The sequence below is a fragment of the Brucella pituitosa genome (assembly GCF_003049685.1).
Lineage (GTDB): Bacteria > Pseudomonadota > Alphaproteobacteria > Rhizobiales > Rhizobiaceae > Brucella > Brucella pituitosa.
This window is the reverse complement of record NZ_PYSY02000008.1, coordinates 15,551-28,777: the sequence shown is the minus strand read 5'-3', so window position 1 is coordinate 28,777 and position 13,227 is coordinate 15,551. Positions and strand designations below refer to the sequence as shown.

Below are 13,227 nucleotides of genomic sequence, written 5' to 3'. Positions count from 1 at the left end.
ATCCTTTCAGATGGTTGGGGAGTTATCCGGTTGCTCGCCGGTAACGGCGAAGACAGCATCGGGGGTTTGGGGTAGTGCTGCGATTTCGCTGAGCGGCACCGGTTTCACCGGCGCGCGCAGACGATAGAAACCGACTGTTTGAGGCGCACGTTTTTGCACCTCGGCCAGAATTTCCGTGACGGTGGAACTGCACATGCGGCCCTGACAGGGGCCCATGCCGCAGCGAAACATGGTTTTCAGCTGGTTGGGGCCGGCAATATTACAGGCCGCCGCGTCGCGGATTGCGCCAGCGGTCACTTCCTCACAACGGCAGACAATCGTGTCTCTGTCCGCCGGTGCGCGAAATGCCTGTGCAGGCAGATAAAGCGCGTCGATAAAGGATCGCCCGCGCTCGAAGCGTCGCGCCTGCGCCTGCAGCTTTACGATTTTTGACGCCAACGATGTTGCCAGTGCCGGAAAGATATCCTGACAGGCCGCGAGCGCAGCGATACGCCCGCTCTGCTCGGCAACCAATGCACCACCAATGCCGCTGCCGTCACCAGCAATGTAGATGGCCGGCATGGACGAACGCCCGTTGCCGTCAAGTTGCGGTTGAAAACATTTCTGACCGTCGTTCCAAACCAGAGCGCAGCCGGATGCATTGGCGAGATTGTTGTTGGGGATCACACCCTGATGCAGGAAGACGCTATCGACAGCAAGCCTGTGAGTCTTGCCTTTGGCCGAAAAGCAGATCGCTTCTGCTTCGTTTTTTCCTTCAATGGCGATGTCTGTCACACCGGAATAGACCGGCACCGACTTACGCACCTTCACAAGCAGGGAAAGCCCCTTAAAAGCATAGGGCGAGAAAAGGAATGAAGGCAGGTTCGGTGCAGCTTTCACGTAATTTGCACCGGGCGTCGTATCGAGCAATGCTGCAACTTTGCCACCCGCCTGCAACAGCTGCGCGGCGAACATGTAGAGCAGCGGGCCTGTTCCTGCCAAAACCACACTTCCTTTGGGCAAGAGGCCGGAAGCCTTCAACGCAATCTGTGCTGCGCCGACGGTCATAACACCCGGCAATGTCCAGCCCCTGACAGGCATCGGACGCTCCATGGCGCCGGTCGCGAAGATCACGCGGCGCGCTGAAACAATCCCGCTCTTGCCGCTTACCGATACGCGCAGATCAACGCCGTTGTTGTCGCCATCCTGTGGTTCCACACTCCAGACGAGGGCCTGCGGCACATAGGTGGCCTTGCTGGCGATGAGTGCTTTTAGGACTTCTTTGCCCCGCCAGTAGTCGGTGCCGAGAAACGGCCTGCGAGCAGTCGTATTGTGTTCAATGCCACGGTAAATCTGGCCGCCTGCGGCTGGGTTTTCGTCGAACAGAACCACGTTAGCGCCAGCGGCGCATGCCTCTGCGGCGGCCGACATGCCTGCTGGCCCCGCGCCGATAATGGCAAGGTCGTAAAACGCGTCGAGCGCATGAATATCGGAAACTCTTTTGAGCATCGTTGTCATGGTTCCACCCGACGCGCGCCGGACTGGGAAGAAATGACCATTCCATTGGCCACAGGCGTCATACACGCCTGGCGGTTCTGCACACCATCAATGGTGACCAGACATTCAAAACAGATGCCCATCAGACAATAGGGGGCTCGCGGCTGATCACCAACAACGCTGTTTCTAAGCCGGTTGATACCCTCTCCAAGCAGCGCTGCGGCGACAGTTACATTGGCAGGTACCGTCAAGGTGCGCGCATCGAATGTAATCGTCACGGTTTCCTCTGGTGTCTCAGTTTTAAGAAACATTTTAGGAGACATGAAACCTCCGGCCGGAGAACGCATCACCAGCAAGTTGTTTGGCATCGGCTGCTATTTCCTTCGCCACGATCAAGGCGTGGTTGGCCGCAAGCGTGACGCCGGAATGGCACATGACGGCATAAGCGCCCGGGTGGCTTTCGGATTGTTCGTAAATCGGCAGGCCGTCCGGTGTCTTGACCCGAAACCCGGCCCAACTGCGAATGACATTGACATCGGCCAGATGCGGGAATGTCCGCACTGCCCTGTTGGCCAGAACCGCGCTGATATCCTGATTGGTGGCGATACGGTCCGTGTGGGTTTCCTGACTATCGCCGATCATCACGCCTCCTTCATCCGCCTGCCGCAGCGTGGCCGCTGTATAGGGGAAGAAGGGCGCGCATTTCTCCGTTACAAGAATTTGGCCTTTGCTGCGCACGACCGGCGCTTCAAGACCGACACTCCTGGCAAGCTCTGCATTGCCGTTGCCCGCAGCCAGAATGACGCGTTCGGCAAAGACCTCGCCCCATGCACCGCTTAACAGAAAACCGCCGTTTTGCGGGGTGATGGACGAGACTTCACAATGCGGTTCATAGGAAGCGCCGAGTTTGATCATGCCCGTATGCAAAGCGCGAAACAGGCGCAACGAATTTACATCGCCGTCCATCGGCGAATAGATCGAGCCGATCACATCCCGCCCGATGGAGGGCACCATTCTGGCCGTTTCCTGATGGTCGAGCACGACATGTTCCGAAGCGTCATTGCCAAGTTCCCGCGCCACTGTCGCGACGTCTTCCGCAAACATTGCAAGCTCACGCTCGTCGAGGCAAAAGGTGAAAGCGCCGGTCTGTCTGAGTGCGACATCAAGACCGGTCACATCCCGCAACTCGTCTGCGAAAGCGGGCCACAGGCGCGCAGATTGCATTGTCCAACGGGCATAGTGTGGTGCGCCTACGCCTTTGCCCTGTACCCAGATGAGTGCGAAATTGGCACGGGATGCGCGCAGGGACAGGTCTTCTCCATCAAGAAGCATTGGACGCAGACCGGATCGGGCGAGACCCCAGGCGATGGCAGAGCCCACCAGTCCCGCTCCGATAATGACTATGTTCTGATCCGGCAATCTGCGCATTCGTAAATTCATTCTGTTGTCACAGTGTCGTCAGGGGTGGGCCTGACGGCAGTCAGGCCCATTTGCGTCGGTTCAATTTTGTGGGCTGACGTCCACCTTGAACCACTTCTCGGAAAGCTTTTTCACCGTGCCGTCGGCAATCGCTGCCTGAATGGCTGTATCGAAGCGACCCTTCAGGGCGGTATCTTCCTTCCGCAGGCCGACGCCGATCATGCCGAAGACCTTGCCGGAAAACAGCGGCCCGGCCAGCTTCGCGCCCTTCATGTCGTCCTTTTCGAGAGCCGCAGCCAGAACTGTAGCATTGGCGACAACCGCATCCACACGACCGCTGGTCAGGTCGAAATTGTGTTCCTCCGCGGTTTTATACTCGCGTACATCCGCACCATCCTTGAAATACTGTTCCATGAAGGCGGAAGCGGTTGTGGAACCCTGAACGCCGACGGTCTTGCCGTTGATTTTCTTGGCAATTTCTTCGAGCACCGGCTTGGCCGCATCGGAATCGACATTCAGCGGCTTGCCGCCTTCCGGCAGATCGGCGAGGTCGCTGTCATCCATGACTGCAAAGGAATTGATGGCTGCCGCATAAGGCGACGAAAACGCGATCACCTCCTCACGCTTCGGCGTGATGCTCATGCCCGCCATGATGGCGTCATACTTGCCGGCGGTCAGCGACGGAATGATGCCGTCCCAGTTCTGCGCGGTGATTTCGCATTTCGCTTTCAGGCGCTCGCAAAGGTCTTTGGCGAGATCGATCTCGAAGCCTTCCAGCACACCGTTCGGGCCGGAAAAATTCCACGGCGCATAAGCACCTTCGGTAGCGATGCGCACGACATCTTCGGCATGCGCGGTCGGGGCAACGGCGAGAACGCCGAGGACAGAAAGGACGATTTTCAGTTTCATATGTTCACCTCTGTTAGAAAGCCGATTGATCGGTTCATGCGTTTTGTTTGGAAATGAATTGCCGGAACCGTTCGCTTTTGGGGTTGCCAAAAACCTCGTCGGGCGTGCCTTCTTCTTCAATCACGCCCTGACGCAGAAACACGACACGGCTGGAAACATCCCGGGCGAAGCCCATCTCGTGGGTCACGACCAGCATGGTGCGCCCCTCTGCCGCCAGATCGCGCATGACCTTCAGCACCTCGGCCACCAGCTCGGGATCGAGCGCGGAGGTTGGTTCATCGAACAGCATGATCTTCGGACGCATCGCTAACGCGCGGGCAATTGCGGCGCGTTGCTGCTGGCCGCCGGAAAGATGCGCGGGATAGAAATTGCGCTTATCGGCTATGCCGACCCGCTCCAGCAGTGCTTCGGCTTCGGTAATGCACTCCGACCGGTTTCGCTTCTGCACATACACAGGCGCCTCGATCAGATTTTCAAGGATGGTCAGGTGCGACCACAGATTAAACGACTGGAACACCATGGTCGCCTGACCGCGCAGCCGCTGAACCTGTTGTGCATCAGCAGGACGAGGCGCACGTCCCGGCTGTTGGTCGAGCTTATACGCCTCTCCATGAATAGCCACGCTGCCCGCATCCGGCACTTCCAGCATATTAATGCAACGCAGCAGTGTGGATTTGCCGGATCCTGATGCTCCCAGAATGGAGATGACTTCACCCTGATGTGCCTGCAAGGAAACTGAATGCAGAACCTTGTGCGCGCCGTAGCATTTTTCGAGGTTCTTGATCTCGACTGCAGGCGTTTCGAAACGTTGCATTATGAGTTTCCTCCAGCGGCATGCACGATGACAGGCTGACGCTGGGCCGCCGAAAGGCGGTATTCCAGCAGTTTGAAGATTCTGGTGACCACGAAATTCAAGAGGAGATAGATCGCGCCTGCGCAGATGAAGACTTCGACCGGCCGATAGGTGGCAGAAATCAGCTTGGCTGCCAGCCCTGTCACTTCCATCATTGTGATGGTTGATGCCAGCGCCGTGGACTTCACCATCAAGATGACTTCGTTCGAATAGGCGGGCAGCATCTGCCGCAGAGCCTGCGGGGCCAGAATGCGACGGCCGAGTGTAAAGCCGCTCATGCCATAAGCGCGCGCCGCTTCGATCTGTCCGGTCGCGACCGACAGAACGCCGCCACGTATGATTTCGGCGCTATAGGCAGCTGTATTGAGTGCCAGAGCCAGCACCGCGCACCAATAGGGTTCGCGTAGAAACGGCCAGAAAGCTCCGGCGCAGTTCGGGAAACTGGCTGAGACCGTAATAGATGATGTAGAGCTGGACCAGCAGCGGGTGCCGCGCAGCACGAAGATATAACCTCGCGCAATGAGGTCCAGTACCAGATTGCCCGACAGACGCATCGTGGCCAGTATGGTGGCCAGCACGGCACCGCTGATAACTGATAGTGCCATCAGTTGAAGCGTCAGCGGGATACCGCGACAAAGCTGAACGAAACTGTCGAACATGAATGGAAGGTCGAGAAAGCTCATACCGCCCTCCGGATGCCGCGCATCGCGCGTCTTTCGGCGTTCTTGAACAGCAAGCCCGATGCGAATGTGATGACGAGATAAAGCAGCCCGGCGGTCAGGAAGAAGGTGAATGGCTTGCGGGTTGATCCAGCGCCGATTTGCGCCTGACGCATCAGTTCAACCAGTCCAACGACCGAGATCAGCGCGGATTCTTTCAATACGAGCTGCCACACATTGCCGATGCCCGGAATGGCGAAGCGCGCCGCCTGCGGAACCATGATGCGGCGAAACAGCAGACGCGGCGGCATGCCATAGGCTTTGGCAGCCTCGATTTCGCCTTTGGGGAGTGCCAGCACCGCGCCGCGATAAACTTCCGCCTGATAAGCGCCCGATACCACACCGATGGCCAGTGCACCGGTGATGAAGATTGGCGCACTGACGAAACCTTGTCCGCCGAACAACGCGCCAATCTGGCTCAACACGGCGCTGCTGCCGAAATAGAACAGATAAATGACCAGAAGATCGGGGATGCCGCGAAGCACCGTCGAATAGCCGTCAGCCGCAATTCTGAGAATGCGCTGCGATGAGAATGAAGCGGCAGCGGCAATCATGCCGAATATTGCGCCTGCCGCGAAACCGCAAAAGGCTACCGCGAGTGTCATGCCGGTGGCCCGGAGCATATCATAGCCCCAGCCGTCTTCGGCAAAACCCAACAAATCGAGATATGCGCTGACCGCACCCAACTGCTTAGTTCCCTTTTTATGTCCGGTGCTTTCGTCGCGCCGATACGTTTATGGGAGTGGTTTGACAGCGGGGCTCAATACAGTCAAATTCGAAATGAAGCCCAGAGCATAACCAAATATTATGGTGAAACATGAACCTGCGTCAGGTCGAAGCGTTCCGAACCGTCATGCTGACTGGAAAAATGACGGCTGCAGCGGAACTGATGTCGATCACTCAGCCCGCTGTGAGCCGCCTGATCCGCGACTTTGAGATCGACACGAAACTCAAGCTCTTCAACCGTCGCGGAAACCAGTTGATCCCTACGCAGGCGGCCATGACGCTGTTGCAGGAGGTCGAGCGGGCCTATGTCGGGCTCAATCGCATCAGGAGTTTCGCCGACGAGATTAGCCGTCAGAATGCGGGCATGTTGCGGATCGCGGCCATGCCCGCGCTTGCAAACGGGATCATGCCGCGCTTTCTTGCCCGCTTTCTTAAGGAAAGGCCCAATATCCATGCCTCTCTCAATGGCATTCCCTCTGCAATGGTGGTCGAAGCCGTCGCATCGGGTCAGGTCGATTTAGGCTTTGCCGATGGTCCGCTTGACAGACCCGGTTTCAATATTGAAACCCGGGCCATACCGGCAGTTGTCGCTGTCCCGCTGGGGCATCGTCTCGCAGACTATCCGGAGGTTTCACCGGATGATCTCGCCGATGAACGTATGATCACGCTGGAGCCGGGGTCGCTGTTTGCCATGCGTGTGGAAGTTGCGCTTGCGCGCATTCCACGGTCGGCCACCATTGAGACACGCCTGTCGCACACAGCGCTGACGCTTGTGGCCGAAGGTGTCGGTATAACGATCATCGATCCGTCGTCGGCAACCGATTTTCGCGGGCGCGGTGTGGTGACACGGCCATTTAACAGCTTTGTTGATGCAGGGTTTCTTATCATTCGTCGGAGCAACCGCCCTGACAACAGCCTGGCTCAACGGTTTATCCACGAGTTCTGGGCCTATCATGAAACGCTGCTTGCGCAGCCATGAAGATAGGGGGCTTTGGGGGGCTCAATCCTGGTAGATGCGCTCCTCAAGGGGCGTTGATGCAATGATAGATTTCAGTCCGGTCAGCATGGCCTTTTCCGCCTTGTTGAGGTTGGCTTCAGGATTGTGGATCAGGAAAACATCGATGGCAGGAGGGTTGTCGTAAGGCGGCAGACGCCAGAGAAGGCCGTCATCGATCTCGCGTCGCGCGACATGCAATGGAAGTGGACCGATGCCAAGCCCGGTGATGATCATCCTGCGCACTTCTTCGAGGCTCGACGAGGTGCCGACCACATCCGGTGAAAGTCGCGCCTCACGGCGGCAGATCGCAGCAATGCTGTCTTCCCGGCGCAGACCTTCCAAAACAATACGGATTTTATTCTCGGCTGAATAATGTTTACGCGTGGCACGACGGATATCTTTGATCGTCTTTTCCGCAAAAGACGTTTGGGGAACCGGTTTCTGTCTCATCTTTGCGTCCTTTGATAAAGCTATGATGAGCCGAAAATCCTCTCTTCTTAATTAAACCAGTTTTGTCTCAAAGGCGCTAATGTCAGACACCCACACACGCTGTCGCTACTCAGTTCCGCACGCCGAAAGAAGTGCAAAGTGAACTCATCTCCAGAGGGTTCGATCCGGGTTCTGCGGATGGTGTTTGGGGGCGCAAATCAATCTTGGCGCTGAAGAAGTATCAACGCGAGAATGGGCTCGAAGAAAAGGGTACGATTGACAAAGCAACGCTGGAAAAACTCTTTCCGATTGTTAACCCAGGGATTGACAAAGCAACGCTGGAAAAACTCTTTCCGATTGTTAACCCAGGTTCAGTCGTTTCACAAAATTCCAGCGCTTCGGCTATCTTACCTCAAACAGACGATAGAAATTCCGCAGGGACCGAAGCCGGTGTTGGCACGACTGACGGAAATGCGGATTCCTCAAGCTTTAAGGTTCTGTTATTTGGTGCTTTCTTAATCGTCATCATGTTCTGGAGACGTGGCAAAAGAAAGAGGTCACGCAGAGGTGAGGATTATCCGCTCGCCGCGAAAGTTGAACCAACTCTAAACATAAATAAGGTTCGATCACGACCTGAAGTTCCCAGAGTTGACGTCCAAGCCAAGTCTCCTACCCGGAAAAGATAGATCTTTTAAGATTGAGATAGAGCGTGGGGCTTCATGGTCTCATTAAGTGGCTTGAAACGGAAACTGAATTTCACAATCGGTAGGCTGTCCGACATCAACGCCCATGAGACCAAATTGTATTAATTGAGAAGAGAGGGTTTTCGGCTCATCATAGCTTTATCAAAGGACGCAAAGATGAGACAGAAACCCGTTCCCCAAACGTCTTCTGCGGAGAAGACGATCAAAGATATCCGTCGTGCCACGCGTAAACATTATTCGGCCGAGGATAAAATCCGTATTGTTCTGGAAGGTCTGCGCGGGGAAGACAGCATTGCTGCGATCTGCCGCCGCGAAGGGATTGCAGAGAGCCTGTATTATAGCTGGTCGAAGGAATTCCTTGAAGCTGGCAAGAAGCGCCTTGCAGGCGACACCGCCCGTTCTGCCACCAGCGACGAAGTAAAAGCGCTGCGTCGTGAAAGCCGTGACCTGAAGGAGGCATTAGCCGACGTCACCCTGGAAAACCGCCTGCTCAAAAAGCATGATCGGGGATGGGGCGACGACGAATGAGATATCCCGCCACCGAAAAGCTTGAGATCATCCGGCTTGTGGAGCAGTCGCATTTGTCAGCCAGGCAAACTCTCGACAAGCTGGGCATTCCAAGGCCGACCTTCTATCGATGGTATAGTCGGTTCCTTGCCCACGGTGTCGAAGGACTGGAAGAGCGGACGTCCGCAGCTTCGCGGGTGTGGAATCGTATCCCTGACGATATCCGGGATCGCATCATCGCACTGGCGCTCGATCATGCCGACCTGTCACCGCGTGAACTGGCGGTGAAGTTCACTGATACGGAAAGTTATTTTGTATCAGAGGCTTCGGTCTATCGCTTACTCAAGGCTCACGACCTGATCACGTCGCCAGCCTATATTGTCATCAAGGCCAATGACGAGTTCAAGGACAAGACCACGAGGCCGAACGAGATGTGGCAAACCGACTTCACCTACCTGAAGGTCATCGGCTGGGGATGGTTTTACCTATCGACCATCCTCGACGATTATTCCCGTTACATCATCGCCTGGAAGCTGTGCACCAGCATGAAGGTGGATGACGTCACCGATACACTCGATCTTGCATTGGCCGCCTCAGGCTGTGACAAGGTCAAGGTTGAGCACCGGCCGCGTCTGCTGTCGGACAACGGTTCGTGTTACGTCGCCTCCGATCTCGGCGAATGGCTGGAGAAATACAAGATCGACCAGGTTCACGGCGCTCCCACCCGCAGACGCAAGGGAAAATCGAACGCTGGCACCAGACGCTGAAGAACCGCATCCTGCTTGAAAACTACTTCTTCAAGGAGGACCTCGAAGCCCAGATTGCAGCCTTCGTCGAGCATTACAATCATCGCCGTTACCATGAGAGCCTCGACAATCTCACTCCCGCCGACGTCTACTTCGGACGCGCACAGACCATCCTGCTCGAACGCGAAAGGATCAAACGAGACACCATCAGAAAACGCCGCTTGAACCACCAGGCCAAAGCCGCTTAAATCAAACCCCAAACCGAGCCGGAAACTCCAATCTTCAAAAACACAAATAGTCTCAAATCATTCGACGACGGACACTGAAGCTATAATCTCGATCTCCACTTTCGCACCGCGTGCAGGGATCTGGCAGATTAGGAACGTACTGGTCGGCCGAATGTCTTTGAACACTTCCCCAAGCACTGGCGTTACAGCATCGGCGGCCTCAAGATCGGTGACGTAAACGCGGCTGGCGACGGCGTGGGCAAGGCTTGCCCCCGCCTTCTTCAGAACGTCGTCGATCTCGGCGAGCGCATTGCGTGCCTGTTGCGCTGCATCAGTGGGAAATATGCCTGTTGTTTTATCGCGGCCAGTGGTCCCCGAAACATAAATTGTGCTTCCATCAATAACCGCTTTGGCATATCCGGCGATTGCCTCCGAAGGGACTCCAGAAAAAATTCTCTGTGCCATTTTCCGTCTCCTTGTCTTTGTTAGTTGATTGTGTTGGGTGCGCGTTACACTGTTTGAGGTCTACCGATTATGGTTAGAACCGATCCGGTGATAGGCCCGATATATCCACTGAAGACGAGTGCCCTTGTGCGAATTCAGCCATGACTTTACCAGCCATTGGACCTAGGCCAAAACCGTGTCCACTGAAGCCCGTCGCCACTAGAAGTCCATCGACGCCGTTCACATGGCCCATAACCGGGATCACATCAGGAAGTGTGTCGATGATGCCAGCCCAAACCGCTTCGATTTCGAGATCAGCGATCGCCGGCAGGAAGCGCCTTATCTCATCCTGCGCCTGCTGCACGCGATAATACGCGGGTTCTACCGCCTCGCTTGTTGGTGCAATGTCAGCAATCGGTGCCGATGGTCGCAAGGGCGCTAACTTTTGCAGAGGACCTAGATAATTTATCCGGGCCGCGTCAGGATTGCTCTTACGTGTTTCTTGGTAGTGACGCATGGTGCGCCAGGAATCGAGACGAACATCATATTCCCCGCCCGCCACTGAAAAGACGAATGCTCCACGTGCATCCTGACGAATGCCGGTCAGTGGCAGTGAAATGCAGGGATTGACGGTGAGATCTGCGGCCGGGACCGTTCGTGCCACGGTTGCGCGTATTCTTTCTTGCGGGAGAATGTACCCAACCGCGCGCAACAGCTTGGAGCTTTCGGTGCCCGCTGCGCACAGTACCTGATCTGCGCGATAAAGCCTGCGGCCAATCCAGACCCCGTGCACATGACCAGCCTGAATATCCACTCGCGTCACACGCGCGCCAAGGATAACGGAAACACCGGCTTCAATCGCCGCTTCAAACATGGCTCGCGTTGCTCGACTCGGTTCGGCACGCCCGTCTGATGCGGTAAACATGGCCCCGCGCACTTTAGCATTGTCTGCGATAAGCGGAAGCTTTTCGCGAATTTGCGCTTGTGTAAGCAGAACCGTGTCCAACCCATACTTTGTGGCTTTGGATTGCCAATCGGCTTGGTTGGAAAGGTCACTGTCACTGGTGGCAAGGACCGCGTTGCCGCCACGAAGCCAGCCCACTTTACGGCCCAGATCCCGCTCCAGTCCTTCCCACAGGTTGAGAGAAGCCATGGCCAGCGGAAGCTCGCGAAAGTCACGGCCCTGCTGACGCACAAAGCCAAGATTTCGGCCGGATTGTCTGGATCCCGGTGTATCACGCTCGACAATCAGCACACGCAAGCCTGATCGTGCGGCATAAAGAGCCGTTGAACATCCGACTATACCGCCGCCAACGATGATCAGGTCCCATTTATCCGAAGAAACCGCCTTGTGCGGAATAGTCATCTAGTGAACCTTGGAAAGGAAAGAGCGGGTTCGCTCAAATGCGGGATTATCCAATATTTCCGAGGGAGCACCGCATTCGACAATTTGGCCAGCTTGCATGAATGCAATCCGATTGCAAACATCGCGTGCAAACGACATCTCGTGCGTCACCACCATCATTGTCAGACCATCTGCTGCTAGCGACCGCATGACGTCGAGCACTTCCCCCACCAGTTCAGGATCAAGCGCACTGGTCGGTTCATCGAAAAGCAGGACTTTGGGCTTCATTGCCAAGGCGCGCGCAATGGCAACGCGTTGCTGCTGCCCACCAGATAACATGCGGGGATAGTGATGTAATTTATCGGCAAGCCCCACGCGTGCCAACACCTCGCTCGCTTGTTTCACAGCTTCGCTTTTTGCAATTCCCAGCACATGAACAGGCGCTTCGATGACGTTTTCGAGTGCTGTTTTATGTCCAAAGAGGTTGAAGTTCTGGAACACCATGCCGATCCGGGCGCGTTGGCGTGCGATCATCTTTTCTGGAAGTTCGTGCGCAAAATTGCCTTCGCGTCGGTAACCGATCAACTCACCGTCCACCTTGATGCTGCCTTGCTCAATGCGTTCCAAATGGTTCACGCAGCGCAGCAACGTTGATTTTCCCGATCCCGATGGGCCAATCAGACTAACCACCTCACCGGCGGCCACTTCAAGGTTGATGTTATTGAGGACAGTCATGCTGCCGTAATTTTTCGACACCCGGTCAAAGACAATCATCGAATCGGACATTTTATCAAGCTTTCTGACGAAACAGACGACGGGGAAGGCGAGTTGAGGATGTATTTGTCTGCTGATTGGAGCGACTAAAATGCCGCTCGATGCGAACCTGTACAGTACTCAGAATGGTCGTTGCCGCCAGATACCAGATGCACGCCACGATCAACAAAGGGATGGTCTGAAAGTTGCGGGAGTAGATAGTTTGCGCCGAATAAAGCAGGTCAGCCAATGATATCACACTCACCAGAGAGGATGTTTTCAGCATCCCAATCGTCTGATTGCCGGTCGGAGGGATGATCACTGGCATCGCCTGCGGCAATATAATGCGCCACAAAGCCTTGCCGTTGGTCATGCCAAGTGATTTCGCCGCTTGTTTTTGACCGGGTTCCACCGACATCAGGCCGCTCCGAATGATTTCGGACATATATGCGCCTTCGTTCAATCCCAGACCAAGGACAGCAGCCGTTACCGGCGATATCAATGAATTGGTGGGAACCGAAATCCACCATGATGTGAAAGGCAGCCCGATCGATATTTCGGGAAACAGGGCACCGAGGTTGTACCAGAAGATCAATTGAACCAGGACGGGGGTTCCACGAAAGAACCAGATATAGGCTTTGGCTACTTTCGAAATAACGAAATTATTGGACATCGCCATGATGGCTAAAATCGTTCCCAGAACAACCCCAATAACCATGGTGACCACAGTCAGCCATAGCGTGAGAGACAGCCCCCACAGGACGCGACTATCGAACAGATATTCTCCAACTACACTCCATCCAAAATTAGGATTAGCCGCAATCATCTGGGCGCAATAAAGTATGAAGATGATAAGCAGCGTTGCAGTTATCCGCGTCTTCCAAGCGCTGGCCGAAATATATGTCAGCATGGGCCGGTCAGGAGAAGGCGAGGCGGCGAGAATTGAATCATCCGACATAGTAGCTGTCTCTCA

The 13,227-nt window shown here is 55.5% G+C and carries 13 protein-coding genes and 3 pseudogenes; 3 read left to right on the top strand and 13 right to left on the bottom strand.

What is annotated here, in order from left to right; all coding sequences use genetic code 11:
* Nucleotides 1–6: 6 nt before the first annotated feature.
* The 7 genes from C9380_RS25095 to C9380_RS25065 form a co-directional block, all read right to left on the bottom strand.
* A complete protein-coding gene (locus tag C9380_RS25095) occupies nucleotides 7–1,497 on the bottom strand; it encodes an FAD/NAD(P)-dependent oxidoreductase (protein ID WP_100557336.1) in 1,491 nt (496 codons plus the stop codon).
* Nucleotides 1,494–1,787 (bottom strand): (2Fe-2S)-binding protein, encoded by a 294-nt coding sequence (locus tag C9380_RS25090; RefSeq protein WP_100557335.1) that lies wholly within the window; start codon nucleotides 1,785–1,787, stop codon nucleotides 1,494–1,496. Before C9380_RS25090 ends, C9380_RS25095 begins: the two co-directional genes overlap by 4 nt.
* Nucleotide 1,788: 1 nt before the next feature.
* Nucleotides 1,789–2,904, bottom strand: coding sequence for an NAD(P)/FAD-dependent oxidoreductase (locus C9380_RS25085; protein ID WP_100557334.1), 1,116 nt, complete (start codon nucleotides 2,902–2,904; stop codon nucleotides 1,789–1,791).
* 72 nt (nucleotides 2,905–2,976) lie between these two features.
* Nucleotides 2,977–3,804 (bottom strand): lysine/arginine/ornithine ABC transporter substrate-binding protein, encoded by an 828-nt coding sequence (locus tag C9380_RS25080; protein ID WP_094542733.1) that lies wholly within the window; start codon nucleotides 3,802–3,804, stop codon nucleotides 2,977–2,979.
* 34 nt (nucleotides 3,805–3,838) lie between these two features.
* Nucleotides 3,839–4,618, bottom strand: a complete 780-nt coding sequence (locus tag C9380_RS25075; RefSeq protein ID WP_100557333.1) for an ABC transporter ATP-binding protein — start codon at nucleotides 4,616–4,618, stop codon at nucleotides 3,839–3,841.
* Nucleotides 4,618–5,340 (bottom strand): ABC transporter permease, encoded by a 723-nt coding sequence (locus tag C9380_RS25070; RefSeq protein WP_128095028.1) that lies wholly within the window; start codon nucleotides 5,338–5,340, stop codon nucleotides 4,618–4,620. Before C9380_RS25070 ends, C9380_RS25075 begins: the two co-directional genes overlap by 1 nt.
* Nucleotides 5,337–6,062 carry an ABC transporter permease gene (locus C9380_RS25065; protein WP_281259484.1) on the bottom strand — a complete coding sequence of 242 codons (726 nt, stop codon included), beginning with the start codon at nucleotides 6,060–6,062 and terminating at the stop codon, nucleotides 5,337–5,339. The genes C9380_RS25070 and C9380_RS25065 overlap by 4 nt, the downstream gene beginning before the upstream one ends.
* 131 nt (nucleotides 6,063–6,193) lie before the next feature.
* On the opposite strand from C9380_RS25065, the gene C9380_RS25060 reads away from it, so the two are divergent.
* Nucleotides 6,194–7,081, top strand: coding sequence for a LysR substrate-binding domain-containing protein (locus C9380_RS25060; RefSeq protein WP_128095027.1), 888 nt, complete (start codon nucleotides 6,194–6,196; stop codon nucleotides 7,079–7,081).
* Nucleotides 7,082–7,102: 21 nt separating this feature from the next.
* Here C9380_RS25060 and C9380_RS25055 read toward each other — a convergent pair.
* Both C9380_RS25055 and C9380_RS28940 read right to left on the bottom strand, forming a co-directional pair.
* Nucleotides 7,103–7,408: pseudogene (locus C9380_RS25055) on the bottom strand (LysR substrate-binding domain-containing protein); the annotation flags it as partial.
* Nucleotides 7,387–7,549, bottom strand: a pseudogene (locus C9380_RS28940) (IS3 family transposase); the annotation flags it as partial. The pseudogenes C9380_RS28940 and C9380_RS25055, both read right to left, overlap by 22 nt.
* A gap of 131 nt (nucleotides 7,550–7,680) precedes the next feature.
* Here C9380_RS28940 and C9380_RS25050 point away from each other — a divergent pair.
* Both C9380_RS25050 and C9380_RS25045 read left to right on the top strand, forming a co-directional pair.
* Nucleotides 7,681–8,214 carry a peptidoglycan-binding domain-containing protein gene (locus tag C9380_RS25050; RefSeq protein WP_128095025.1) on the top strand — a complete coding sequence of 178 codons (534 nt, stop codon included), beginning with the start codon at nucleotides 7,681–7,683 and terminating at the stop codon, nucleotides 8,212–8,214.
* A gap of 174 nt (nucleotides 8,215–8,388) precedes the next feature.
* A pseudogene (locus C9380_RS25045) lies at nucleotides 8,389–9,733 on the top strand (IS3 family transposase).
* A 57-nt stretch (nucleotides 9,734–9,790) separates the two neighbouring features.
* Here C9380_RS25045 and C9380_RS25040 read toward each other — a convergent pair.
* The 4 genes from C9380_RS25040 to C9380_RS25025 all read right to left on the bottom strand — a co-directional run bounded on the left by C9380_RS25040 (nucleotide 9,791) and on the right by C9380_RS25025 (nucleotide 13,212).
* Entirely contained in the window at nucleotides 9,791–10,177 is a 387-nt protein-coding gene (locus C9380_RS25040; RefSeq protein WP_128095024.1) for a Rid family hydrolase, read from the bottom strand.
* A 73-nt stretch (nucleotides 10,178–10,250) separates the two neighbouring features.
* Nucleotides 10,251–11,522 (bottom strand): NAD(P)/FAD-dependent oxidoreductase, encoded by a 1,272-nt coding sequence (locus C9380_RS25035; protein WP_024899061.1) that lies wholly within the window; start codon nucleotides 11,520–11,522, stop codon nucleotides 10,251–10,253.
* On the bottom strand, nucleotides 11,523–12,287 hold the full coding sequence (locus tag C9380_RS25030) for an amino acid ABC transporter ATP-binding protein (protein ID WP_024899062.1): 765 nt from the start codon (nucleotides 12,285–12,287) through the stop codon (nucleotides 11,523–11,525).
* Between the two features lie 4 nt (nucleotides 12,288–12,291).
* Nucleotides 12,292–13,212 (bottom strand): amino acid ABC transporter permease, encoded by a 921-nt coding sequence (locus C9380_RS25025; RefSeq protein ID WP_024899063.1) that lies wholly within the window; start codon nucleotides 13,210–13,212, stop codon nucleotides 12,292–12,294.
* Nucleotides 13,213–13,227 lie beyond the last annotated feature (15 nt).

What these genes read in the sequence shown, in the direction of transcription:
- C9380_RS25095 (WP_100557336.1), bottom strand. Translation starts at nt 1,497, where the DNA reads ATGACAACGATGCTCAAAAGAGTTTCCGATATTCATGCGCTCGACGCG.
- C9380_RS25090 (WP_100557335.1), bottom strand. Translation starts at nt 1,787, where the DNA reads ATGTTTCTTAAAACTGAGACACCAGAGGAAACCGTGACGATTACATTC.
- C9380_RS25085 (WP_100557334.1), bottom strand. Translation starts at nt 2,904, where the DNA reads ATGCGCAGATTGCCGGATCAGAACATAGTCATTATCGGAGCGGGACTG.
- C9380_RS25080 (WP_094542733.1), bottom strand. Translation starts at nt 3,804, where the DNA reads ATGAAACTGAAAATCGTCCTTTCTGTCCTCGGCGTTCTCGCCGTTGCC.
- C9380_RS25075 (WP_100557333.1), bottom strand. Translation starts at nt 4,618, where the DNA reads ATGCAACGTTTCGAAACGCCTGCAGTCGAGATCAAGAACCTCGAAAAA.
- C9380_RS25070 (WP_128095028.1), bottom strand. Translation starts at nt 5,340, where the DNA reads ATGAGCTTTCTCGACCTTCCATTCATGTTCGACAGTTTCGTTCAGCTT.
- C9380_RS25060 (WP_128095027.1), top strand. Translation starts at nt 6,194, where the DNA reads ATGAACCTGCGTCAGGTCGAAGCGTTCCGAACCGTCATGCTGACTGGA.
- C9380_RS25040 (WP_128095024.1), bottom strand. Translation starts at nt 10,177, where the DNA reads ATGGCACAGAGAATTTTTTCTGGAGTCCCTTCGGAGGCAATCGCCGGA.
- C9380_RS25035 (WP_024899061.1), bottom strand. Translation starts at nt 11,522, where the DNA reads ATGACTATTCCGCACAAGGCGGTTTCTTCGGATAAATGGGACCTGATC.
- C9380_RS25030 (WP_024899062.1), bottom strand. Translation starts at nt 12,287, where the DNA reads ATGTCCGATTCGATGATTGTCTTTGACCGGGTGTCGAAAAATTACGGC.
- C9380_RS25025 (WP_024899063.1), bottom strand. Translation starts at nt 13,212, where the DNA reads ATGTCGGATGATTCAATTCTCGCCGCCTCGCCTTCTCCTGACCGGCCC.